The organism is Pseudarthrobacter sp. 05T312, from assembly GCF_056396685.1.
On record NZ_JBFTLY010000014.1, the window covers coordinates 76,484 to 98,651 of the forward strand.

Sequence of the window (22,168 nt, forward strand, 5' to 3'; positions counted from 1 at the left end):
GTAGCGGTGGATATCCCGTAGGGATTGTCCCCGGGTGTGGGCGGCGGCGCGACCGAGTTCTAAGTGGACCCAGATCTAAGTCCCTTATTTTCTGGGCACCAAGCCAAGCCGTTCTATGCCAGGTTGGGTGTCACTCCAACCTGATATTCGCTCCTTGCCGCTTCTTAGTAGGCGCACGAGGTGGTGTCAGTGGGGGAGGAGGCCGGAGAATCCGTGGTTCTGGAAGACGAGGGGGTCTGTAAGGCTGCCGATGCTGAGGCCCAGGACTCGGGCGAGGACGAAGGCGTGGTCCCCGACGGGGGTAACGTTCTCGATTTGGCATTCCATGGCGGCGACGGCCCCTGTGACCAGTGGGGCACCGTAGGTGCCCTGGCTCCAGTAGCGTTCGTCGAAGCGGTCTGCTTCCTTTTTTCCCAGCTTGCGGCAAAAGGCGGCCTGTCCGGAGCCCAGTGTGCTGATGCCGAGCACGGTGGCTTTATTGAGCTGTGGCCAGATGGAGGACTCGTGGCTGACGAAGAAGCCGACCAGGCACGGGTCGAGGGAGATGAAGACGAATGATCCGACGATCATGGCGGCGCGTTCCCCGGTGAGTTCAGGCTGGCCGGCGACGACGGTGACGCTGGTGGGCACCATGGACATGACGTCCCGGACGTGGGCGGGGTCGATGGTGCCGGGCCGTTCGGTAACGATGGTCATGGCTGCCTCCTTCGGTTACCGGTGTTGCTGGATGTAGTAGTAGTGCTGTTCGGGGTCGATCCACACTTCGTATCCGTCGAGTTTGTCGATGAGGATGCGTGAGTCGACGCCTTCGGGTGAGAGCCACAGCATCCGGGAGTCCGGGGTGGCTTCTTCGACGCGTCCGGTTCTGACGTATGTGCCGTTTCGGCGGATTTCCACGGTTGCTGTGGGGAGGCGGAACCAGTCATCGACCCGGAAGGCCTGTGTTGGCTGGGGGGTGAAGGTTCTGTGTCCGATCGGGAAGGACCCGGCGGCTGCATGGGCTGTTACTGCGTTCATCACGGTTCCTTGAGGTGGTGGCGGGCTCAGGTGCGACCGACAGCCGGGGAGCGGGCCGGTGGCACCCGGGGAGGGGTTGGCCGGTGGGGCGGCCCTTTGCTGTTGTTTTAGCCGACGGGTTGGGTTTCCGCGACAGGTGCGGGCGTCTGGTTCTTCTTACTGGGGGTGGTGAGGAGCCCTGCGGTGTATTCCGAGAGCCAGCCGAGGCAGGCGCCGGCGATCAGGGCCAGGCAGGTACCGGCGGCGTCGAACGTGGTGCCGAAGTAGGCGGCGCATCCGGCAAACGCTCCCGGGATGAAACCCAGGACGCTCCAGCGTGCCTGGACGCACATGGCGAACGCTGCGATGGCGACCGAGATCCCGAGCGCGCCGGGGATGGGGAGGTTCGCCGATGCCCAGAGGATGACGGCGCCCCATAGGACGCCGGAGAGGTTGGCGGGGATGGTTTTGAGGAGTCCGGCGCGTTTTCCGCCGGCGGCGAAGAAGCATGCCCAGGAGAGGAATCCGACCCAGGTGATCAGGCCCAGGGGTGTGCTGAATTGGGTCCAGAGGCCGGCAAGGATTCCGGCGGTGATTCCGATGATGACGAGGGGCTTCATGGGTGGTTCCTTAGGGTCAAAATGGCGTCATTGTCTTTTTGAAAAGGAAAGCTAAGGGAAGGTGCACGCTTCTCTTACGTGCATAGAATGCGGGATGTTCGCCCTACACGGACGGGATGAATTTTGTTGTGTGGCCCCGGCGGAAAGCCGGGGGCCACACAGCGTGGGTGCTTGTTAGAGGTGGGTCAGGGCGAGGTCGGCAGGATCGGCGGTTTCGGGGGTGGCCGGGGTGTCTTCGGCCGGTTCGCGGTGGAATTCGCCGTTTTTCATCACTGCGGTGATCTTGTTCAGGTCCTGCAGGATGGTGATGTCTTCGAGGGGGTTGCCGTCGACGAGGATCATGTCGGCGTAGAAGCCGGGCAGGACCTTGCCGAGTTCGTTGGGCTTTTGGAACAGTTCCCCGCCGAGGGCGGTGGCGGCGATGATGGCTTCCATTTCGGTGTAGCCGAAGAGCTTCACGAAGTGGTCCAGGTCCCGGGCGTAGGTGCCGCGGGGGGTCCAGGCGAAGCCGTAGTCTCCGCCGGGCAGCACGCGGATGCCGCGGCGGCGCATCTCCTGCATTGCCTTGACGGCGATGTCGAGTTCGCGGGCGTAGCCGGCCTGTTCGGCGGCCTCGTGGGAGTAGCCGAAGGCTTCGGCGTCCTGGAGGGTTGCGACCAGCCAGTTGATGGCCGGGGCGACGAAGACGCGGTCCTTGGCGGCCTCGAGGAGGTCCATGCCTTCGTCATCGATGTAGGAGGCGTGGTAGATCATGTCGACGCCGGTTTTCAGGGAGATCAGGACGGAGTCGCGGCTGCGGGCGTGGGTGCAGACGCGTACGTGCCGGCGGTGTGCCTCGTCGACGGCGACCTGGAGTTCTTCTTCGGTGATGTAAGTGTCGGTGGCTGCCTTGGAGCCGGTGATTTCCTCGCCGGAGATGCTGAGTTTGATCTGGTCCACGCCCAGCCCGATGGTTTCACGGACCACTTTGCGCATTTCCTCGACGCCGTCGGCGATCTGGGTGATGCCGGGTACGAGGTCCCCGGCGGTGGTGGCGATTTCCTGGCCGTTGGCCAGGTAGCGGGGGCCGGGGATCCGGCCCGCGTTGATGGCGTCGCGGACGACGACGTCGAGGCGCTTTTTGGCGCTGGCCGCGCCGAAGCACATGGTGTAGCCGTAGTCGATGTAGTACTTGGCCGATTCGACGGTGTGCAGCAGGTGTTCCTCAACGTTCATGGTTTCCAGGCTGTTGAGGTCCCCGTCGTTCCAGGTGAAGTGGGTGTGTGCATCGCACAGGCCCGACATCAGGGTCTGGCCGCGGCCGTCGATGACCCGGGCGCCCTCGCGGGGCAGGTTGCCCGTGCCGGGACGGACGTCGGTGATGCGCTCATCGACGACGAGCACTTCGCCGAGGAAGGGCTGGGCGCCGGTGCTGTCGAGGATGTTGACGTTGGTGAAGAGGGTTTTCGACATGACTTCGTTGTCCTTATCTTGAGATGGAGACGGTGGTGCGGTTGTTAGGGGGCTTTGCGGATCTGCATGGTGATGGTCTGCTGGCGGCGCGACTGGCAGCCCGGGCTGGAGCTGCTGCACGCGCACGTCTTCTTCGTGTCCGGCTTGAGCGTGGAGCCCGTGAGGAAGTCCAGGACGGCGGCGGTGACGAAATCCGGCGCCTCCGGAACAGTCCAGTGGCCGGTGCCCGGGGCGACCAGGAGTTCAGCCTGGCCAAGCTCCTCGGCGATGGCCTCGTTGGCGGCCGGGGTGCTGACTTTGTCTTCGCTGCCGGTGAGCAGCAGGACTTTGGACCGGACCCTGGACAGGTCCGGGTTGGTGGCGGCCGCGAGGGCTTCGCAGGCCTGCGCGTAGGCTTCCGGGTCCTGGCCCAGGAGCAGTTCGCGGACGAAGGGGCGCACCAGCGGGTTCGCTAGTGCTGCGTGGTCTGCGGTGGCGGCGTTGGCGACCGTGTCAGCGACCGCGGCCATGCCCTTCCCGCGGACGAGGGCTGCGCGGGCCCGGGTGGCGTCCTTGGCCGCCTGGGCCTGTTCGCGGACCGGGCCGAGCAGGACGACTTCGCGGACCAGGTCAGGGCGGGTCGACGCCAGCTGCTGGGCGATGAGGGTTCCCATGGAGTGGGCGACGAGGTGGGCGCGGCCTGAGGTGGTCTGGGATTCGATGACCAGGGCCAGTTCAGCGGTCAGGGATTCCAGGCTGAGTTCAGCTTCCCGGGGCGAGCGGCCGTGTCCGGTGAAGTCGTAGCGGGTGACGCGGAACCGTTCGGCCAGTGAGGCGACGAGGGGTTCGTAGAAGCTGGTGGTGCCGCCCAGTCCATGGACCAGGACAACGTCATCGCCGGTGCCTGTGGTTTCGACGAAGAGATGTTTCGTTCCGACCGCTGTCAGTCCTGCGGGGATGGTCGCGGTGCTCATCGTCCTTCTCCGATCCGGTTCCGCAGGGTGCCGAGCTTGCTGATGCTGATCTCGACGACGTCTCCGCTGGTCAGGAACCGCGGCGGGGTGAAGCCGATGCCGACACCGACCGGGGTGCCGGTCGCGATGATGTCGCCGGGCTGGAGGGTGATGCCGGCGCTGATCGTTTCGATGATCGTGGGGATGTCGAAGATCAGGTCGGCTGTGGTCGCCTTCTGCCGGGTTTCGCCGTTGACGGTGCAGTGCAGATCCAGGGGCCCGTCGCCGACCTCGTCGCGGGTGACGGCCCACGGGCCCATCGGGCAGTGGGTGTCCAGGCTCTTGCCCAGGAACCACTGCTTGTGGTCTTTCTGCAGGTCGCGGGCGGTGACGTCGTTGATGATCGTGTAGCCCCAGACGTGGTCCAGCGCCTCGGCCTTGCTGATGCCCCGGCCGCCCGTGCCGATGATGACGCCGAGTTCGGCTTCGTAGTCCAGTTCGGAGGTGACGCCGGTGTGCGGGTCGACGTCCGCGCCGGTGCCGATGACCGTGGAGGGGGCCTTGGTGAACACCACCGGGTATTCCGGCTGCGGGGTGGCGCTTGCAGTGGCGTCGTAGCCGGAGTTGGCGAATTCCTTGGCGTGTTCGACGTAGTTGCGGCCCACGCAGAAGATGTTCCGGCGGGGGAGCGGAATGGGGGCCAGCAACTCAATGTCGGCCACGGGGATTGCTTCTCCGGTCAAGGCGGTGAGCTCGGCAGCGGCGCCGTCCCAGTTGTCGATGAGTGAGAGCAGGTCCTGCCCGCCCGGCACGGCAGTCACCGTTGTGGCGTCCTCGTTGAGGACGCCGGTCTGCTGGGTGTCGTTGTGGCGGAAGCTTACGAGTTTCAAAGTGATTCCCCTTTGAATCGATTATCGATAATGGATGAGAAGGACTCTATGCGACCGTGACTGGTATCACAAGCGATTATCGATAATTTCTTTTGGAAGTGGCGCGTGCCCTTCCCATGGAGAAGGAAGGGGCCTATTCCTGGGGGAGGACGGAGTACTCGTGCTGGTGTTCGATGACGAGCTTGGTGCAGAGGTCCGGTGTGCCGCTCTCGAAAGCATCCAGGATCGGGACGTGCGCTTCGGCCGCCGCGTGCAGGTCGACGTGGCCGCGCACGACGGTGGCCATGGTCCGAGCCTCGACATAGAGGGAATCCCAGATCTCCAGCATCAGCCGGTTCCCGGTCGCAACCACAACAGCCCGGTGAAAATCGGTGCTGTACTTGGCGATGCCATGGGCATCGCCCCTGGCCGCGGCCTCACGCATACCCGCCAACGCATCGCGCAATGGCGAGGGGTCGGCATGCAGCGCCGGATACGCGGCGGCGGCGGCAGCTCCTTCCAAGGCGAGACGCACAAAGTAGACCTCCGCGAGGTCATCCTGAGAAGCGGACCGGACGAACGTGCCGCGACGGGGTATGTTTTCGACCAGCCGCGTGGAGGACAGTTCCCGCAGGGCTTCACGGACCGGCGCCTGGCTGACACCGAATTCTTTTGCGAGCTGGAGCTCCACGAGACGCATACCGGGAGGGTAGGTACCATCAACGACGCGGTCCACAATCGTACGCTTGACCTTTTCCGAAAGGCTCTCGTTCTCAAACGCTGCTGACCCCGCCATAATCCCCAGTCTTTCACACGGATTATGGATACTCGATAATTTGGGCGGCGAGGAACGTGATGCTGCTGCCTGGCGGGCCGGTGCGATTTGGGCGGGACCGGCCAACGACGACGAGTGGGACGGAAACCCCCTTTTGGGACTCCTCCCCCGCTCGCGCTGAAGAGCCGATAATGCAGATTCTGTCAGCCTGATGAAGGCCGGAAACCGACAAAGGAATCGAGAAGAAAGAGTTGCATCTCCGTGCCAACGGACCACGATGAGCTGTGCACTGACCTCAAGGAATCCCACGAGAACTCCCTGGAGGCCCTGAAATCCGGCAAGGCCCAGATACGAAGGCTGTCGTTCTTTAGCTGGACGAGGCTGATGTCCTCGACGGGCTGAACCCTGTTGGGGAGTTCATCGCCTAAGAGCTCGTGGTCCAGGTCATCCCCCGGCTGACGACGAGTTCACCTGCTAGTCCTGTTCGTGGGCCCCACTTGACCGGAACTGGGAGCCTTCGAGGACCTGGACTTTGACCTGAGAGCCTAGGAGTCCGTTATTCGGGCATGTCCAAGGTTCTTGGCGACCGTTCGACTGTTCGGACCGCGTCGCGGTCTGCCTTGCCGCCAGCCCAGCATGACTTTGTTCAATTGTGATTTCTTGGCCGGGATGAGTTTCCCGGCTCCGTAGTCGATGCGTTGGGCGTGCAGCCACACGCTGAGGGTGTGTTCTTTCTGGTCCTGGGCCTTGTTCGGGAGAAACATCAAGAAATGAGGGCGAAAACAGCTTGCTGGTTCCTGATATTCATCAGGCCATGGTTCCAGCAGTGCTAAATTCCGGCGGCGTTGGCGTAGAACTGCTGGTCTTCGCGCCACCCGCCCATTCCCATTCCGATGTCCTTGACGTCGGTGACGAATTCGATGCCCTGGATCCATTTGATCATTTTGTATCCGAGTTGAGTCTCAAGCCTGAGCCGCAGGGGTGCTCCGTGTTCGATGGGCAGTGGTGCCCCGTTCATCTCCAGGGCTAGGAGTGCTTGTGGCTGCGAAGCTAGGTATATAGGGATGGATGCGTAGTAGAAGCCGTACCGGCCTTCCCCTTCGGTCAGGCCTTTGTCGTCCATGCCGTAGAACACCACATGCTTGGCGTCGGGGTGGGGTTTGACTTTTTGCATGATGTCGGACAGGGGAATCCCTGCCCATTCAGCAATGGCTGTCCATCCTTGAATGCAGTTGTGCTTGGTGATCTGCCGTTGATCGCCGAGCTCCCGCAATTCCTGCAGCGAGAATGATATGGGTTCTGCAACCAGGCCGCCGACGGCCAGGCGGTAGTCACGGAAATCGTTGGTTGCCATCTGCTCATAGGCCTTGCTGGGCGGTGGGTAACCGTTGACACGGAAATAGGGGGAGATGTCGCTTCGAGAGAAACGCTGGCGTGAAGTGCCGGCCCGGGATATGACCCGTTCAAATGGATTGACTATCCTGCCCAGAAGTCGTTGCGTGCGGCGGCGGTAACGCAGCGAGAACCAGGTGATGACCACATGGAAAATCACGATTGCCAGGAGCCCGGCGAGTCCGATGCCCGTGGCCAGCCGGCGGTCGCCATTGGGGTTTCCGAGAACGATGGCGGCGAATCCCTGCGGAAGGCCATGGATGATGACCATGAACACGTGTACGACGGTGAACGCCGCGAAAGCACACATGATCAGGAAGTGGAGGCTGCGTGCTCCCTGCTTGCCGCCGAACAGCTTGCCGTAGCGGGGGAAGCGGGCAAGCACGGAAGGTGACATTGCTGCACCGGTCAGGATCTGCAGTGGTGCCAGAATGAAGATCACCACGAAGTAGGCAAGTTTTTGGGCCGGTTCGAACGGTTGACCGGGGATCTTGGCTGGAAACTCGAATTGCAGGTAGGTTCCGACTGCCTTCAGCGAATCGGGGATGATCGACCAATGGGTGGGAACGATGTACTGCCAATAGCCGGTGGCAAACATGGTGGCGACATACACGATGCCGGTGAGTATCCAGAATTCGACGGTCATGAAGTGCCAGTGCCGGCCCAGACCGAGGTTTTTTCTGCCCGGCAGGGCAACCACCGGTGACCAGGACTCCTCCTCGTCCAGAGACGTCCATGGTTTACGCGAGTCGGCCCCGAAACTTTTCTTCGACAACCGCAGCCATTGACGTCCGGGCGGGCAGTCATCATGCCAGTACAACTTGGGGAAGGCTGACAGAACCTCTATGCCGGACCGGAAGAGCATCAACATCAAGGCAAGATTCAAAAAATGGGTTATCACCACCCACGCGGGAAAAAATTCAGGCATACGTCCTCCTCAATACCCGGCGATGACAATTGGACGCCCCGCCGCTGCGATTCAATGTTTGGAAGGCCTGCCCTCGCGGACTCCACTGGCCGAAAAGAAGGACACGGAGCACACTGTTGGGTATGGCCAGTTACGGCACCGACACAGTCCAACAAGAACTTGCCCGCATGCGCGCCGCGCTTCTGGATGGACGGGGCCCGGGCGCGACCCCCGGCGAAATTAGCCGGCACACCCGGGACCGCCAGTGGCTCGGGAAACTCCCAACCCCGGTAGCGTTGGAATCCGTGGCGGATCAGGCACACCAGGCACGAACCGAGATGGAGTTCAGTTCATCCCGCAGCCTGGAACACCTGGGCGGACTTTCCATCGCTATTGCTGCGGCCGGTGGTTTGGCTCTCCTGGCGAACTGGTTGCTCCGCAAGACACGGAGTCGGAGGAGGCCCGGGCCCGGTGCGCCGTAGCTGTCCAGACCGAGACGCTGAATAAACACCCAGGGGTGACGTCCGCATCAGATGGTCCCCTCACCGGTGGCTTTGTTCGTCCCGGGCCAGTGAGTCGATCTTGTCCAGCTTGAGGTAGCGGAACTGCCGGATGAGGCGCAGCGTCGGCTTAAGGGCGAAACAAATGGACCCGATGAGGAAGCACCAGAGCGCCGGGTCCGTGGCATCCGGAGAAAAGAACAGGATGCTGCCGATGATAAAAAGGCCGGCAGCGGCGAAATCGACCACGGTGTAGGTGAGCTCGATAGCGGCATACAACTGTTCGTGCGCCGAGGATCTCTGGCTTGCCCGAGGGTCAAACAAGTGGTGCATGCCGTCCTCTTTCTGCTGGTCATTCCAGCCTCGGGTAGTGGGTAAGTCTCAGGGGCTTCCTTCAAAGGGACCAAAAGTGCCGGCTGGCGTCATTGGGGGAGCAGGGGTTAGTCCCGGGGGGAGTCCTTCGCCATCAGGTCGGACTGGATGTTTTCCAAGGACCGGTCCTTTGTCTCCGGAACCTTCTTCAGGAAAAACAGGAACGCGAGGACACCAAGGCCGGCATAGAGGTAGAACGTACCCTGGCGGGTGATCACCTGGCCGAGGCTCAGGAAAGTGGCGGCAACCAGGAAGTTGGCGCCCCAGTTCACCAGGGTTGCCACGGACATGGCCTTGCTGCGGATGCCCGTGGGGTATATCTCGGAGATCATTAGCCAGAAGACCGGGCCCAGTCCAATGGCGAAAGAAGCGATGTAAAGCAGCAGACCCACCAGGGCGAGGTAGCCGGCGTGTTGCTGGAGGGCACCGGAGCTGAAGTAGACGCCCAACAGTACCAAGGACAACGTAAGCCCCACCGTCCCGGTGAGCAGCAGTTTGCGCCGGCCCAGTCGGTCGATCAGAAGCACTGCGATAACAGTGAATATCAGGTTGGTCAGTCCGACGAACAGGGTCTGTGTGATGGAGGTGCTCTTTGTCAGTCCGGTGTCGGAGAGGATTGTCGGAGCATAGTAAATAACCGTGTTGATGCCGACGAACTGCTGGAAAACGGCTAAACCTAGACCGATCAACAGCAGCGGACGTATTTCGGGCCTCAGCAGGTCCCGAACCTTCGTTGCGGATTCAGCGTCGTTGGCCTCTTTTATGTCTTGGATTTCCTGTTCCACCTGCGCACCTTTAACACCCTCGCGCAAGCGCTCCAGTACCTTGTGCGCCTCATCTCCACGTCCCTGCTGCACAAGCCAGCGAGGGGTGTGGGGGACGGTCAGCATACCGATGGCCAGCACGGCGCCGGGGATGACACCGAAGCCGAGCATCCAGCGCCAATTGTTAGTGAAGCCCTGGAACACGAAGTTCACTATGTAGGCCAGCAGGATTCCTGCGGTGACCGCGAGTTGGTTGAAGGACACCAGCCCACCCCGGACGCGTGGCGGACTTACCTCGGAAATGTATAACGGCGCCACAAAGGATGCCGTGCCCACTGATACCCCCAGCAGGAACCTGAAGCCGATCAGCATGGGAACGCTAATCGAAAGGGCGCATCCCAAAGCGCCGACGACATAGAGGGAGCCGGAAATCACCTTGGTCCATTTCCGGCTGATCTTGTCCGCGAGATACCCGGAGATCAGGGCACCAAGCATGGCACCAAGCAACAGGGAGGACACAATCCATTCCTGGGCGACTGCACTGGCGTTCAGATCGCTTTTGATGAAGAGCAGCGCCCCCGAAATTACCCCCGTATCGTAACCGAACAGTAAGCCGCCTACTGCCGCGATAACCGAGGCACGCAGCAGCAGGCCGTTGCCGCTCCGGCGCATCTCGCCTACAAACCCAGCCATCGCCAGTCCCTCCCTTTAATCCTGTCTTCGTTTGGCGTCGGATCAATGGAAAGTGAACCGTGCCGGGCTAGCCGCCGCGAGGAGTTGACGTGCGGCGGTTTCTTCCATTCCGGCTCTTCCAGTTCCTGGCCGGGCTAGAACTCCCGCATCTAATTGCACATAACGTATCATTGCGCCCCCGCAATTGAAAGAGGGAATTTTTCCACCTGTGGGTCTTGGGGCAGGAGAAGAACCCATGGGTGCAGGTGACGCATCCACCGTGCTATCAAGGCCTTGAAGGGAAAGCGGTGGACCTCGGTGTGCGGCTGGCCAATCTGCGGTTTTCCATTGCGCTTAGGCAACTATTACCTCTAGACTCGGTGGTATGTTCGACGCCTTGGCAGACTTTCCCCCACATGTGTTGCGGGAGTATGCGATGGTTGCTGACGGTGCCCGGGCTGCTTTGATAGGTCCCCGGGGGGACGTGGTGTGGATGTGCGCGCCGCGCTGGCATGACGATGCCGTTTTCTCGGGTCTTCTGGGTGGTCCGGGAGCGTTCGCCGTAAGTCCGACTGATCCGCGTTATGTATGGGGCGGACAGTATGAGGACGGAACACTGATTTGGGTGAGCCGTTGGGTAACGGGGGCGGGGATCATCGAATGCCGGGAAGCGCTGGCATATCCCGGGGACCCAACCCGGGCGGTGCTGCTGCGCCGGATTTCTGCTGTTCTGGGTCCCGCGTCGGTGCGGATGATTCTGGACGCACGGGCGAACTTCGGCAAGCACAAGATGGCGCGGCTTTCCTGCCACGACGGTGTTTGGACAGCGAGCTCCGGGAATCTCAAAGTGCGTCTGGTCGGTGCGTCAGGGGCGAAGTCCGGAGAACATGGTCTTGAAGCGGTTTTTGAGCTGGCGGAAGGCGACTATCACGATCTGGTGCTGGAAATCTCCGATCACCAACTGCCCGTGGAGCCGGTGGAGCCGGGGCCGGCCTGGAGCGCAACAGAAAATGCCTGGCATTCGGTGGTTCCCCAGTTTGATAACACGATATCTGCCGACGACTGCAGACAGTCGTATGCGGTTCTGCGCGGAATGACGGGGGTGGGGGGAGCGATGGTGGCCGCGTCCACCATGGGCTTGCCTGAGCGGGCCGAGCAAAAGAGGAATTACGACTACCGGTACGCGTGGATCCGGGACCAGTGTTATGTCGGCCAGGCAGTCGCGGCTTGCAAGATGTTTCCACTTCTGGATGATGCGGTGGGTTTTGTTGCCTCCAGACTGCTCACTGACGGACCGGGCATGCGCCCGGCTTACACCACCGAGGGCGGGAAGGTCCCGGATGAATGGGACGTTGGGCTGCCCGGGTACCCGGGTGGGGCCGGCCGGGCCGGCAACTGGGTCAATGACCAATTCCAGTTGGACGCGTTCGGGGAGTCCCTGCTGCTGTTCGCCGCCGCTGCCGAGAATGACCGGCTGGACCTTGAGCACTGGAAGGCGGCAGAAATCTGCGCGGATGCGATCATGGCGCGGTGGCAGGAACCTGACGCGGGCATGTGGGAACTCGACAACCGCAAGTGGGCCCACTCCCGCCTCATCTGCGCTGCAGGCCTGCGAGCCATTGGCCGTAATGCACCGCCGCAGCAGGGAGCGAAGTGGACCTCCCAGGCTGACACCCTGATTACTGACGTGGCCAACGACTGCCTGCACCCCAGCGGGCGGTGGCAACGCGCACCGGATGATGACCGCGTCGACGCGTCCCTGCTTCTTCCGGTGATCCGGGGTGCTCTTCCGCCCGATGACCCCCGGTCGGTAGCCACTCTCAAGACGGTGCAAGACACCCTGGCCCGTGATAGATACCTGTATCGCTTCCGCCAGGACGGACGGGCTCTGGCCAAGTCGGAGGGAGCTTTCCTGCTGTGCGGCTTCGACATGGCCATGGCCCTCCATCAAAGCGGAGAGACCACCGAAGCGGCCCGCTGGTTCGAAAGAAACCGGGCTGCCTGCGGCTCTCCCGGCCTCTTTACGGAGGAGTATGACGTCGAGCAACGCCAACTCCGGGGGAATTTCCCACAGGCCTTTGTACACGCCGCCATGCTCGAGACCTCGCGCCGGCTGGCGGATCCTCCGCCCCCGTGGCGGGGACTGAATTCCTAGCAGCGGGCACTACCGATCAGCTATTTGGCGAAGTAACCGAGGCACGACGAGGAGCACGCATGAACACCTTCAAAGACAGGACAGTCGTTGTAACGGGCGCGAGCGGTGGTATCGGCCGGGCCACGGCTGTCGGCTTCGGCCAACAAGGGGCCTCAGTCGCCCTGCTCGCCCGCGGTGAAGCAGGGCTGGCCGGTGCCGCAAGGGAAGTGGAAGCGGCAGGGGGACGGGCACTGACGGTCGCGGTGGACACCGCCGACCATGATGCCCTCGACAAGGCCGCCACGCGGGTCGAGCGGGAACTGGGCCCAATCGACATCTGGGTCAACGTAGCTTTCACCTCAGTCTTCGCCCCCTTTGACCAGATTAAACCCGAGGAATACAAGCGGGTCACGGAGGTCAGCTATCTTGGCTACGTCTACGGAACAATGATCGCTCTGGACCGGATGAAGAAGCAGGGGCAGGGCACCATTGTCCAGGTAGGCTCGGCTCTTGCCTATCGGGGAATCCCGCTCCAGTCCGCCTACTGCGGTGCAAAGCACGCCATCCAGGGCTTCAACGAATCCCTTCGGTGCGAACTGCTTCACGATCGAAGCCCGATCAGGACCACCATGGTGCAGATGCCGGCTGTCAACACCCCACAGTTCAGCTGGGTGCTTTCCCGCCTGCCGAACAAAGCCCAGCCGGTGCCGCCCATCTACCAGCCCGAAGTCGCAGCGCGTGGCGTCCTTTACGCCGCCGCGCACCCGCAGCGCCGGGAGTACTGGGTGGGCGGAAGCACCATGGGCACCCTGGTGGCCAATGCCGTCGCCCCCGGACTGCTCGACAGGTACCTTGCCCGGACAGGATTCAAATCCCAGCAAAGGCCACAACCGCGCGACCCCGAACAACCCGTCAACCTGTGGAAACCGACCGACGAAGAGCGGGACTTCGGCACCCACGGCGCATTCGATGCCCGCTCAGCAGACCGAAGCGTCCAATTGTGGGCATCCCAGCACCACGGCGCCCTTCTCGCCGTGAGCGGAGCAGCGGCCGCATTGTTGACGTTGTTCCCTATGCTGCTGGGAAAGAGGCGGCAGTGATGAGGGCCCTGGAGATCACCCGGGGAGCTTACGGCCTATGCCAGGTGGCGTTCCCGGCGCCGGTTTACCGTGTTGCGGTAGGCCAACAACCGGATGCACGTGTCCGGGCCGTAATGCGGATTCTGGGTGCCAGACACCTCATTCAAGCCATAGCCGTCGGGGCAGCCCCAGCCTCAGGTACGGTCCGCGTGGGTGCCGGCGTGGTGGACTCACTGCATTCCGTCAGCATGATTGCCCTGGCCATCGCCGACCGTCGGCGCCGCAGGCCAGCCGCCCTGGACGCCGTGATCGCCGGCTTGTTCGCAGGCATGGAATTCGCGGCCGCCGGACGGCGCCAAAGGGGCTCTCCCGCTCCGGCGCCACGCTGGCGCGGATGACGCCACGTTGGCGCGGATGACGCCGCGTTGGCGCGGATGATGCAGTGCCGAGTGGGCCACAAGGGATCAGCGCCAGGTTTGTAGCACAGGAACAATTTGCGGAATAAAAGAAGCAGCGTGAGAACGGGGAGCGGAATGAAAACACCAGTTCCAACCAAGGCAACCATTCACGGGATAGACCGCATGATCCGGAATGTGGAAACCGGCCGATTTGAGCGATCACTTTCCGGCCTCACTGCGGCCGGGGCCCTGGTTACCGCGGCGGAAATATACTTTGAACACGACAAGGCAAGCTTCGGCAACAAACTCATGTGGCTCCCGGTCGCCCTCGGTCCGGTCGGAGCGGCTGCCGGGATCGCCGGAATCTTTAGCAAGAGGATGGCTAAGACAGCGCTTCCCCTGGCTTCCGCGGCCATCATCGCCAACGGCTTGCAGGGAACGTACCTGCACGCGCGGGGCATCGCCCAAAAACCCGGAGGATTCTCCAACCTGACCTACAACATGGAGATGGGACCACCGTTACTGGCACCGCTCCTGGTGACGCTGGTCGGTGGGATGGGCTTGCTTGCCGCAGTACTGAGGAGGGAAAAGTGACAGTACTCCCGCTTGACCCCAAAGACGGCGGCGGCCGCTTTCCCGGCATCGACGTGCAAGGACAATCCCCGCATTGGGACCGGGTGACCCAGGGCGTGGTGCTGGCCCGCCTGGGACGGCCCACAGACCTGCGGTTTTTTACCGTAGCGGAAGAGGCGGCCGCGAGGGCCCTGTTTGATCAGTTGCTTGACCAGCGCCAAGAGCCCCGGGTTCCAGTGGTGAACATGGTCGAAACCCGCCTCGCTGAGGACCAGACCGACGGCTGGCACTACGACGACATGGAGCCGGACCCGGCTGCCTGGCGCAGCACCCTGGCTGAGCTGGACGCCGAGGCCCGTGAACGCCACGAAAGGGCATTCGCCGAGCTTTCCTGGGAAAAACAAGCACTGCTCCTGACCGACATTCAGGCAGCGGAAATGTGGCGGGGCCGACAGACGTCGAGGGTCTGGAGCCTGTGGACGCGGTACGCATGCACGGCCTTCTACTCGCACCCCCTGGCCTGGGATGAGATAGGTTTCGCCGGGCCCGCCTATCCCCGGGGATACAAAAATCTCGGTCTCAACGCCCGCGAACCTTTCGAGGTGGCAGACGCGCGCCCGGCCCAGGATCCTGCAGCACATACGGCCAAGTCCCAAACAGGAAGACAACGCTGATGGCTTCGGTAAAAGACCGCAACGCCTCCGCCTGGTTGCTGCCTCCCGTGCCCGGAACAAATCGTGCCATGCGTACCGACATGGCCCAGTTTCGCGACGAGGAAGAGGTCGACATAGCGATCGTCGGCTGTGGTGCCGGCGGCTCAACCCTGCTGCAGCGCCTGGCCCGCGCAGGCTGGAAGGCTGTGGCCTTGGACGCGGGCCCGTTTTGGGACCCCGAACGTGACTGGGTGAGCGACGAAGCAGGCTCGCATCATCTGTACTGGACCGAACCCCGGATCATTTCCGGAGACGACCCGGTACCGCTCGGTTCGAATAACTCCGGGAGGGGAGTGGGCGGCTCCATGGTGCACTACGCCGGCTACACGCCCAGGTTCCATCCCAGCGACTTTCATACCTACAGCGCCGATGGCGTGGGCGCCGACTGGCCGTTGGAGTATGGGGACCTCAAGTCCTACTACGAGGACATCGAGGGAGAACTGCCCGTAGCCGGCGAGCACTGGCCGTGGGGCGACCCCCACTCATATCCCCACAGCCCGCACCCCGTTTCGGGCAACGGCGAATTGTTCCTGCGGGGTGCGCTGGCCTCCGGCATAACGGCCAAGGTCGGCCCGGTCGCGATCTCCAATGGCCGCTTCGGCAACCGGCCGCACTGCATTTACCGTGGGTTCTGCCTTCAGGGTTGCAAGGTCAACGCCAAAGCATCACCCCTGATCACCCATATCCCCGACGCCCTGCACCATGGTGCGGAAGTTCGGGCCGACTCGATGGTCACCAGGATCGAAATAGACGACAAAACAGGCAAGGCCACCGGAGTGCACTACATCCGGCACGGACGGGCCCGCTTCCAACGCGCCCGGATCGTCGCCGTCGCCGGTTATTCAATCGAGACCCCACGCCTGCTGCTCAACTCCGCCTGCAAACGATTCCCCGAGGGGCTATGCAATGACTTCGACCAGGTGGGGCGGTACCTAATGGTCCAGGGGGCACCCCAGACGGCCGGCAGATTCGAATCAGAGGTACGCATGTGGAAGGCCCCACCGCCGGAAGTCAGCTCTGAGGACTTCTACGAAACTGATCCGTCCAAGCCGTACAAGCGCGGGTTCTCCATACAGACGGTATCGCCGCTGCCCATCACCTGGGCAGAGCACGTCGCTGCCCAGGGTCATTGGGGGGGAAAGCTGCGTGAATACATGACCGACTACGTGCACTGGGCCTGTCTGGGAGCGCTCTGCGAGTTCTTGCCGCAAGCCGAAAACCGCGTAACTCTTGCTTCGGAAAAGGACAGAAATTCAATGCCAGTAGCCCACTTCCACTACTCCCAATGCGACAATGACCGCCAGCTGATGCAGGCGGCCCAGGGAGCCATGGAGAAGATCCTGCACGGGGCGGGCGCCGAGGAAGTCATCACCATTAGACGCTTTGCCCACCTTGTCGGCGGAGCGCGAATGGCCGCGGACGAACAGCACGGCGTTGTCGACGCGGATTGCCGCAGCTTCGCCGTACCCAACCTCTACATCACAGACGGAAGCGTATTGCCGACCCAGGGAAGTGCCAACCCGGCACTAACCATCATGGCCGTCGCAGCCCGCGCCGCGGATCGATTGATCGCCGGCGGTGCCAGCAAACCCACCTGACCCGCACAGCCCGCACACGTCCAGCCTTCCCGGCTTTTGACTCCAGCCACCGCTTATGAAAAGGCACAAGGGATCCGGACGTCCGCTACTTCCTTTGAAGAGGTCGCAAAGGAGCTGCGGGGAAGCCTCCAGTAGTTGGTGCTAACGGCTGAAGGGGGAGCCAAAGCAGAAGTGCAGAAACCCTCACAAACAAGAAAGGCTGACCATGCCCGCCACGCGAACTACATCAGATCCGGCCCTCACCGGTCTGGACGTCGGCACGTACACAATCCCCACCGATAGCCCGGAGGCAGACGGCACATTCGCCTGGGATTCCACCACGGTTGTGGTGGTCCGTGCCCGGGCCGCCGACTGCGAAGGGATCGGCTGGACGTATGCACCTGCCTCCTGCTCAAAGCTGATCACAGAACTGCTCGAACCGGCAATTTCCGGTCGGTGTGCCTGGGACACCACAGGCGCAGCCCTATCGATGCTGAGGGCCGTTCGCAACACCGGTCGGAGCGGGCTCGCCGGCTACGCCATCTCCGCGGTGGACTGTGCCTTATGGGATCTGAAGGCACGCTTGCTTGGCCTTCCCCTGGACCGCCTCCTGGGAGCGGCGCGCGACACGGTCAACATTTACGGCAGCGGCGGGTTCACCACCTACTCCCGTCAACAGCTGGAGGACCAGCTTGCCGGCTGGGTCCACGGCCAGCAGATCCCCCGGGTGAAAATAAAGATCGGTCAGGACAACGGAAATGACATCCCACGGGACCTGCAGCGCATTCATGAGGCACGCACCATCATTGGGGATGGCGCAGAACTTTTCGTCGACGCCAACGGCGCCTACACGGCAAAACAAGCCATAAGGGTTTTCGAAGCGGCTCGGGAATCCCGGCTTGCGTGGTTTGAAGAGCCCGTGTCCTCCGACCACCTGCTCGGACTGCGGACCGTCAAGGAGGCAATAACTGCCGACGTTGCCGCGGGGGAATACGGTACCGACTTGTTCTACTTCCAGCGGTTATGCCAAGCCGAAGCTGTGGACTGCGTGCAACTGGACGTCTCACGCTGCGGCGGCATCACCCAGTGGCTGCGGATAGCAGCTGCGGTGGCCGCATATGGACTTCAGGTGTCCGGCCACTGCGCACCGAACCTGAGCGCTCCCGCCGCCGCCGCGACAGAAAACTTTCGCCATCTGGAGTGGTTCCACGACCACGTCCGGATCGAACGGACATTCTTTGAAGGGACCCTGGATCCCAGCGGCGGCACGATCGCACCCAATTCAGACTCCCCAGGCAACGGGCTGTCCCTTCGCAGCTCCGCCGTCGACAAGTACCGGGTGGCTTAGACAAACCCGGCAGACACGTGCCGACCGCAGGTACTTACTCAGCGGCGCCCACGGTGACCGGTTAGACGGATAACTCCATGCCTCACGAAAGGCCCGTGCGGATCTGTCGGTGGTACCAGTCAGCGTGTCAGCAGCTTTCAGGGCGGCTCCCCTCGGAGGCGAGCCTGACAGTGCTTCACGGTGTGTGTGGCCGATCAAATCCAGGCGTACGTCATCGGGGAGGTAACGACAAATTGCCGTCTTCCCCGCGCTGTGGTTTGACCGGAACACCCAGGCAGCCCCTGGGAAGCTCATCCTCCCGAACGGTCGTCAATAGCTCTCAGATCACCGGCCAAACGACGGCCGGTGATCTGAGCGCCCAGAAGGTCGAATAACATTGCACCTCCGCTCAGGCGTGAGCGAGGGCCCCTACTCTCAAGGAGTCTTCTTCATAGGCTTCTGGGCGTCCGGCCTGCGGGAATGATCCTTAGGAAGCCGGCCATGCACCGGCCTGTCACCGCCACGCCGGAGAGTCAGCATCACCAGGCCGGCAGCCAGCAAACATGCCGCCAGGAAGAAGGATGTGGCGAGGAAGCTGCCGTGCGTCACGTCCTGCAGGTAACCACCCACGTAGGGTCCGACGAATCCGCCGAGGTTGCCAACTGCGTTGATCAACCCCATCGCGGTGCCGGCGACGGCCACCGGCATGGCACGGGACGCCGAGGCCCAGAAGGGGCCATCGTAAGCCAGGGCCCCGGCGACCGCGATGCTGATGAGGGTGACGGCCAGGAACGGAAGGTTATCCCCGGTTGCCACCGAGATGACCAGGGCAACAGCACCGATGGCCATGGACAGCAGCACGTGGGTGGAGTAGCGGCCGGAACGGTCGGCTGCCTTGGCGTTGTACCAAAGGCCGAACATCGCCAACACGTACGGGATCGCGGTGACAAAGCCGACCTCGAGGGAAGATCCGGAGGTGATCGTCTTGATCACATGGGGCAACCAAATGTTGATGCCGTAGAAGCCAATCTGGATGAGGAAGTACACCAGGGTCAGCCGCCACACCACTGCGTTGGACAGGACATGGCGCAGGCCGAGCTTTTCCTGCTGGGGATGGGCCGCGGCATCAGCAGCAAGGCCCTTTTCGATGTATTCACGCTCCTGGACGGAGCACCACTTGGCCTCCCGGGGGTGGTCGGCGATCAGGGCCCACCACAGGGGCGCGGCGATGACGAACGGGAAGATGCCTTCGATGATGAACAGCCACCGCCAGTCCGAGAAGGAGAGGATCCAGCCGGAGAGGGGCGCAGTGATGATGGAAGCGATGGCAATGTTCATCATCCAGAACGCGTATGCCCGGGCGCGTTCGGCCGCGGGGAACCAGTGGCTGATCAGAACAAGGATGGCAGGCCAGATCCCGGCTTCGGCGACGCCGAGGAAGAAGCGCACCACGAGCAGTTGGGTGAAGTCCTGGATGAATCCGGAGAGGACGGCCAACACGCCCCAAATGAGTACCATGATGCCAACGAATTTCTTCGCACTCCAGTGCTCGGCAAGATGGCCCCCGGGGATCTGCAGGACGAGATACCCAATGAAGAAGATGCCGGCCGCCAGTCCCTGCTGGGCGGCGTCGATGCCCAGGTCCTGGTGGAGTCCGTTGAGGGCGAACCCGATATTGGTTCTGTCCATGAACGAGATGATGTAGACAATGATTGCGACGGGAATCAGCCGCTTCCACCGCGCATTACCCACTGCCGGTGATGCCGTTACTTTCTGTGCCATCGGAAATGCTCCTTCGCAATATGGCCGATGAGACCGCGCCCCAGTACGCCGATTGCTCTCCCGTGGACCCGTAGGCCACTTTCCGCCCGACCGGCGGAACGAGCAGGACTCTTAACATGTGGAGCCGCGAACACTGGAACACACCCCCAGCCGACTGAGAGGTAGGCACCACCCGCGAACCCTAACTCTTATTTTCACGCAATTGTTGCTTCATCGCAAGATGAAATGCCTCGCCTTTTGAGTGTCCTTGACCTTCATCGGCCAGCCTGGATTGAAGCCTGCGGTAATCCCACGCGTTTCGGCCACAACGCCTGAGCGATGAAAGGTCATAAATGGTCCGACTAGAGCGGTTCTCCAACTCCCGGCCTTCGTTGGTGCTCCTGTTAGTGTTCTTTGTCGTCGTGGTCCTGGCCAAGATGCAGTTTTCCCTTGACGCGTTCAATTCCTTCGGTGAGGAGGGCTTTGGCGGAGTCGCGTACGACATCGACCCCGTCAGGGTCTTTCTTGAGCAGCGCTTCTGCGGTGTGCTTGGCGAACTCGAGGGTGATGTGCGGGGGGAGGGGCGGTACGTTTTTGCTGGTGTAGGCGTCAATGAGGGTGATTCCCTGGTGCGCGAATGCCGTGTCCCAAGCGGCGGCGACCTCGTCGTCGGTCTTGACACGGATTCCGGTGAAGCCGAGCAATTCCGCCCATCCGGCGTAGTCAATCGACTGAACGTCCTGGGAGGTGGACCAAACGGGGTTTGCGTCCTCGGTGCGCATCTCCCAGGACACTTGCGTGAGGTCGTTGTTGTGCAGAACCATGATGATCAGCTGCGGGTTCTCCCATTCCTGCAGGTATTTCTTGATGGTTATCAGTTCGTTCATGCCGAGCATCTGGAAGGCGCCGTCGCCGATGGTGCAGATAACTGACCGGTCGGAGTAGGCGAACTTGGCTGCTGTCGCGTACGGCATGGCGGCGAGCATGCTGGCCAGGCGTCCGGAAAGGTCCCCGAGCATGCCGCGGCGGAGCCTGATGTGGTGTCCGTACCAGTCCGCCGTGGAGCCGGCGTCCGCGGTGACTATGGCGCGTGGGGGCAGGCGTTTGTTCAATTCGTGGTAGACCCGGCGGGGGTTGACGCCGTCTTCGTAGGACAGCATTGCCTGTGCGTCCATCTCCCTTTCCCATTCCAGCATCTCCTCGGCGACCGTATTCTGCCAGGAGAGGTCGGTTTTCGAGTCCAGATGCGGGATAAGCGCGGTGAGGGTTGCTCTCACGTCTCCCCACAGGTTGAGTTCGGTGGGGTAGCGCAGCCCCATCTGCTCGGGTTTGAGATCGATCTGGATGGCCCGCGCCTGCCCGCTTTTGGGCAGGAATTGGCTGTAGGGGTAGTTCGTCCCGAGCAATACCAGAGTGTCGCAACCGCTCATTTGGTGCGCGCTGGGCAGGGAACCCAGGAGTCCGAGCTGCTGGGAATGGTGCGGCACGTCGGAGGGAACTACCTGTTTCGCGCGTAAGGCCGTAATCAGGCCGGCCCCGCAGAGTTCTGCGGCTCTAAGGACCTCATCCGTGGCCCCGTTCGCCCCGTGGCCGACGATGAACGTGACTTTACTGCCCGCGTTGATGATTGCTGCTGCCTTCTCGATCTCGCTTTGTAAGGGGACGATTGAGATGGACGGGGCGACGGCGCTGGAGCGCGATACCCAGTTCTGGGGCGAAAGCTCGGGCATCTTCATTCCCTGCACGTCGTGAGGAAAGATGATCACGGCCGGTCCCAGCCGGACTTTGGCGGTACGGAAAGCTGTGTCAACGACGGCCTGGGCCTGTTCAGGGGAGACGATCGTCTGGACATAGACGGCGACGTCCGCAAGGGTGCGTTCGAGGTTGCTCTCCTGCTGCGTGAAGGTGCCCAGCGCGTTGAGCCCCTGCTGGCCCACGATAGCTACGACTGGCTGGTTGTCCATCTGGGCGTCATAGAGTCCGTTGAGCATGTGGAAAGCACCCGGGCTGGAGGTCGCGACGCACACGCCGACTTCACCGGTAAACTTGGCGTGCGCCGTGGCCATCAGCGAGCAGATCTCCTCATGTGTGGGGCGCACATACTTCAGGCCCACGTCAGCGCGTTGGGCTTTCTCCAAAGCACCGTCGAATTCGCCGATGCCGTCGCCGGGAAAAGCGAAGATGCGGCTGACCCCCCAATCCCTCACGCGTTGGACCACAAAGTCGCTGACAGTTGCCATGGTTCTTCCTCCTGGTATTGGTGTTGGCTTAACGGGAATCGTGACCACTCGGGGCCTCGCTGAGGACCACCGGCGCGCAACCGGGCGTTGTTCAGCTGCCGCTCCGGACAGCGGC

At 62.3% G+C, this 22,168-nt stretch carries 19 protein-coding genes; 7 read left to right on the top strand and 12 right to left on the bottom strand.

What is annotated here, in order from left to right; all coding sequences use genetic code 11:
- Positions 1-186: 186 nt before the first annotated feature.
- The 10 genes from AC1DIP_RS16280 to AC1DIP_RS16325 all read right to left on the bottom strand — a co-directional run bounded on the left by AC1DIP_RS16280 (position 187) and on the right by AC1DIP_RS16325 (position 10,251).
- Complete coding sequence (locus tag AC1DIP_RS16280) at positions 187-696, bottom strand: flavin reductase family protein (RefSeq protein WP_285245760.1); 510 nt, start codon at positions 694-696, stop codon at positions 187-189.
- A gap of 15 nt (positions 697-711) precedes the next feature.
- On the bottom strand, positions 712-1,017 hold the full coding sequence (locus tag AC1DIP_RS16285; protein ID WP_477734354.1) for a hypothetical protein: 306 nt from the start codon (positions 1,015-1,017) through the stop codon (positions 712-714).
- A 107-nt stretch (positions 1,018-1,124) separates the two neighbouring features.
- Entirely contained in the window at positions 1,125-1,616 is a 492-nt protein-coding gene (locus AC1DIP_RS16290; protein ID WP_285245758.1) for a DUF1097 domain-containing protein, read from the bottom strand.
- A gap of 174 nt (positions 1,617-1,790) precedes the next feature.
- Positions 1,791-3,068, bottom strand: a complete 1,278-nt coding sequence (locus AC1DIP_RS16295) for a metal-dependent hydrolase family protein (protein ID WP_285245757.1) — start codon at positions 3,066-3,068, stop codon at positions 1,791-1,793.
- Between the two features lie 44 nt (positions 3,069-3,112).
- Positions 3,113-4,021 (bottom strand): alpha/beta fold hydrolase, encoded by a 909-nt coding sequence (locus tag AC1DIP_RS16300; RefSeq protein WP_477734355.1) that lies wholly within the window; start codon positions 4,019-4,021, stop codon positions 3,113-3,115.
- Entirely contained in the window at positions 4,018-4,890 is an 873-nt protein-coding gene (locus AC1DIP_RS16305) for a fumarylacetoacetate hydrolase family protein (RefSeq protein ID WP_285245755.1), read from the bottom strand. The genes AC1DIP_RS16300 and AC1DIP_RS16305 overlap by 4 nt, the downstream gene beginning before the upstream one ends.
- Positions 4,891-5,023: 133 nt before the next feature.
- Positions 5,024-5,665 (bottom strand): GntR family transcriptional regulator, encoded by a 642-nt coding sequence (locus AC1DIP_RS16310; RefSeq protein ID WP_477734356.1) that lies wholly within the window; start codon positions 5,663-5,665, stop codon positions 5,024-5,026.
- 808 nt (positions 5,666-6,473) lie between these two features.
- Positions 6,474-7,964: a molybdopterin-dependent oxidoreductase gene (locus AC1DIP_RS16315; RefSeq protein ID WP_285244040.1), complete on the bottom strand. Its 1,491-nt coding sequence runs from the start codon at positions 7,962-7,964 to the stop codon at positions 6,474-6,476.
- Positions 7,965-8,485: 521 nt separating this feature from the next.
- Positions 8,486-8,776 (bottom strand): YrhK family protein, encoded by a 291-nt coding sequence (locus AC1DIP_RS16320; protein WP_285244041.1) that lies wholly within the window; start codon positions 8,774-8,776, stop codon positions 8,486-8,488.
- Positions 8,777-8,883: 107 nt separating this feature from the next.
- Positions 8,884-10,251 (bottom strand): sugar porter family MFS transporter, encoded by a 1,368-nt coding sequence (locus AC1DIP_RS16325; RefSeq protein WP_477734357.1) that lies wholly within the window; start codon positions 10,249-10,251, stop codon positions 8,884-8,886.
- Between the two features lie 385 nt (positions 10,252-10,636).
- Between AC1DIP_RS16325 and AC1DIP_RS16330 the strand changes: the two genes are divergently transcribed.
- From AC1DIP_RS16330 to AC1DIP_RS16360, 7 genes are all read left to right on the top strand, one after another.
- Complete coding sequence (locus tag AC1DIP_RS16330; protein ID WP_285244043.1) at positions 10,637-12,406, top strand: glycoside hydrolase family 15 protein; 1,770 nt, start codon at positions 10,637-10,639, stop codon at positions 12,404-12,406.
- 59 nt (positions 12,407-12,465) lie between these two features.
- Positions 12,466-13,485, top strand: coding sequence for an SDR family oxidoreductase (locus AC1DIP_RS16335; protein WP_285244044.1), 1,020 nt, complete (start codon positions 12,466-12,468; stop codon positions 13,483-13,485).
- 188 nt (positions 13,486-13,673) lie between these two features.
- Positions 13,674-13,862 (top strand): hypothetical protein, encoded by a 189-nt coding sequence (locus AC1DIP_RS16340; RefSeq protein WP_285244045.1) that lies wholly within the window; start codon positions 13,674-13,676, stop codon positions 13,860-13,862.
- A 183-nt stretch (positions 13,863-14,045) separates the two neighbouring features.
- Positions 14,046-14,456, top strand: coding sequence for a hypothetical protein (locus AC1DIP_RS16345; protein ID WP_285244046.1), 411 nt, complete (start codon positions 14,046-14,048; stop codon positions 14,454-14,456).
- Complete coding sequence (locus AC1DIP_RS16350; RefSeq protein ID WP_477734358.1) at positions 14,453-15,109, top strand: gluconate 2-dehydrogenase subunit 3 family protein; 657 nt, start codon at positions 14,453-14,455, stop codon at positions 15,107-15,109. Before AC1DIP_RS16345 ends, AC1DIP_RS16350 begins: the two co-directional genes overlap by 4 nt.
- Before the next feature lie 68 nt (positions 15,110-15,177).
- Positions 15,178-16,746 (top strand): GMC family oxidoreductase, encoded by a 1,569-nt coding sequence (locus AC1DIP_RS16355; protein ID WP_285244048.1) that lies wholly within the window; start codon positions 15,178-15,180, stop codon positions 16,744-16,746.
- A gap of 205 nt (positions 16,747-16,951) precedes the next feature.
- On the top strand, positions 16,952-18,073 hold the full coding sequence (locus AC1DIP_RS16360; RefSeq protein ID WP_285244049.1) for an enolase C-terminal domain-like protein: 1,122 nt from the start codon (positions 16,952-16,954) through the stop codon (positions 18,071-18,073).
- Positions 18,074-18,487: 414 nt separating this feature from the next.
- Here the strand turns inward: AC1DIP_RS16360 and AC1DIP_RS16365 are convergent, their stop codons facing one another.
- Both AC1DIP_RS16365 and AC1DIP_RS16370 read right to left on the bottom strand, forming a co-directional pair.
- A complete protein-coding gene (locus tag AC1DIP_RS16365; RefSeq protein ID WP_285244050.1) occupies positions 18,488-19,834 on the bottom strand; it encodes an MFS transporter in 1,347 nt (448 codons plus the stop codon).
- Positions 19,835-20,217: 383 nt separating this feature from the next.
- A complete protein-coding gene (locus AC1DIP_RS16370) occupies positions 20,218-22,053 on the bottom strand; it encodes a thiamine pyrophosphate-requiring protein (protein ID WP_477734359.1) in 1,836 nt (611 codons plus the stop codon).
- Between the last annotated feature and the right edge of the window lie 115 nt (positions 22,054-22,168).

Excerpts from the sequence above, each read along its gene's own strand:
- AC1DIP_RS16280 (WP_285245760.1), bottom strand. The coding sequence starts at position 696 with ATGACCATCGTTACCGAACGGCCCGGCACCATCGACCCCGCCCACGTC.
- AC1DIP_RS16285 (WP_477734354.1), bottom strand. The coding sequence starts at position 1,017 with ATGAACGCAGTAACAGCCCATGCAGCCGCCGGGTCCTTCCCGATCGGA.
- AC1DIP_RS16290 (WP_285245758.1), bottom strand. The coding sequence starts at position 1,616 with ATGAAGCCCCTCGTCATCATCGGAATCACCGCCGGAATCCTTGCCGGC.
- AC1DIP_RS16295 (WP_285245757.1), bottom strand. The coding sequence starts at position 3,068 with ATGTCGAAAACCCTCTTCACCAACGTCAACATCCTCGACAGCACCGGC.
- AC1DIP_RS16300 (WP_477734355.1), bottom strand. The coding sequence starts at position 4,021 with ATGAGCACCGCGACCATCCCCGCAGGACTGACAGCGGTCGGAACGAAA.
- AC1DIP_RS16310 (WP_477734356.1), bottom strand. The coding sequence starts at position 5,665 with ATGGCGGGGTCAGCAGCGTTTGAGAACGAGAGCCTTTCGGAAAAGGTC.
- AC1DIP_RS16315 (WP_285244040.1), bottom strand. The coding sequence starts at position 7,964 with ATGCCTGAATTTTTTCCCGCGTGGGTGGTGATAACCCATTTTTTGAAT.
- AC1DIP_RS16320 (WP_285244041.1), bottom strand. The coding sequence starts at position 8,776 with ATGCACCACTTGTTTGACCCTCGGGCAAGCCAGAGATCCTCGGCGCAC.
- AC1DIP_RS16325 (WP_477734357.1), bottom strand. The coding sequence starts at position 10,251 with ATGCGCCGGAGCGGCAACGGCCTGCTGCTGCGTGCCTCGGTTATCGCG.
- AC1DIP_RS16330 (WP_285244043.1), top strand. The coding sequence starts at position 10,637 with ATGTTCGACGCCTTGGCAGACTTTCCCCCACATGTGTTGCGGGAGTAT.
- AC1DIP_RS16335 (WP_285244044.1), top strand. The coding sequence starts at position 12,466 with ATGAACACCTTCAAAGACAGGACAGTCGTTGTAACGGGCGCGAGCGGT.
- AC1DIP_RS16345 (WP_285244046.1), top strand. The coding sequence starts at position 14,046 with ATGATCCGGAATGTGGAAACCGGCCGATTTGAGCGATCACTTTCCGGC.
- AC1DIP_RS16355 (WP_285244048.1), top strand. The coding sequence starts at position 15,178 with ATGCGTACCGACATGGCCCAGTTTCGCGACGAGGAAGAGGTCGACATA.
- AC1DIP_RS16360 (WP_285244049.1), top strand. The coding sequence starts at position 16,952 with ATGCCCGCCACGCGAACTACATCAGATCCGGCCCTCACCGGTCTGGAC.
- AC1DIP_RS16365 (WP_285244050.1), bottom strand. The coding sequence starts at position 19,834 with ATGGCACAGAAAGTAACGGCATCACCGGCAGTGGGTAATGCGCGGTGG.
- AC1DIP_RS16370 (WP_477734359.1), bottom strand. The coding sequence starts at position 22,053 with ATGGCAACTGTCAGCGACTTTGTGGTCCAACGCGTGAGGGATTGGGGG.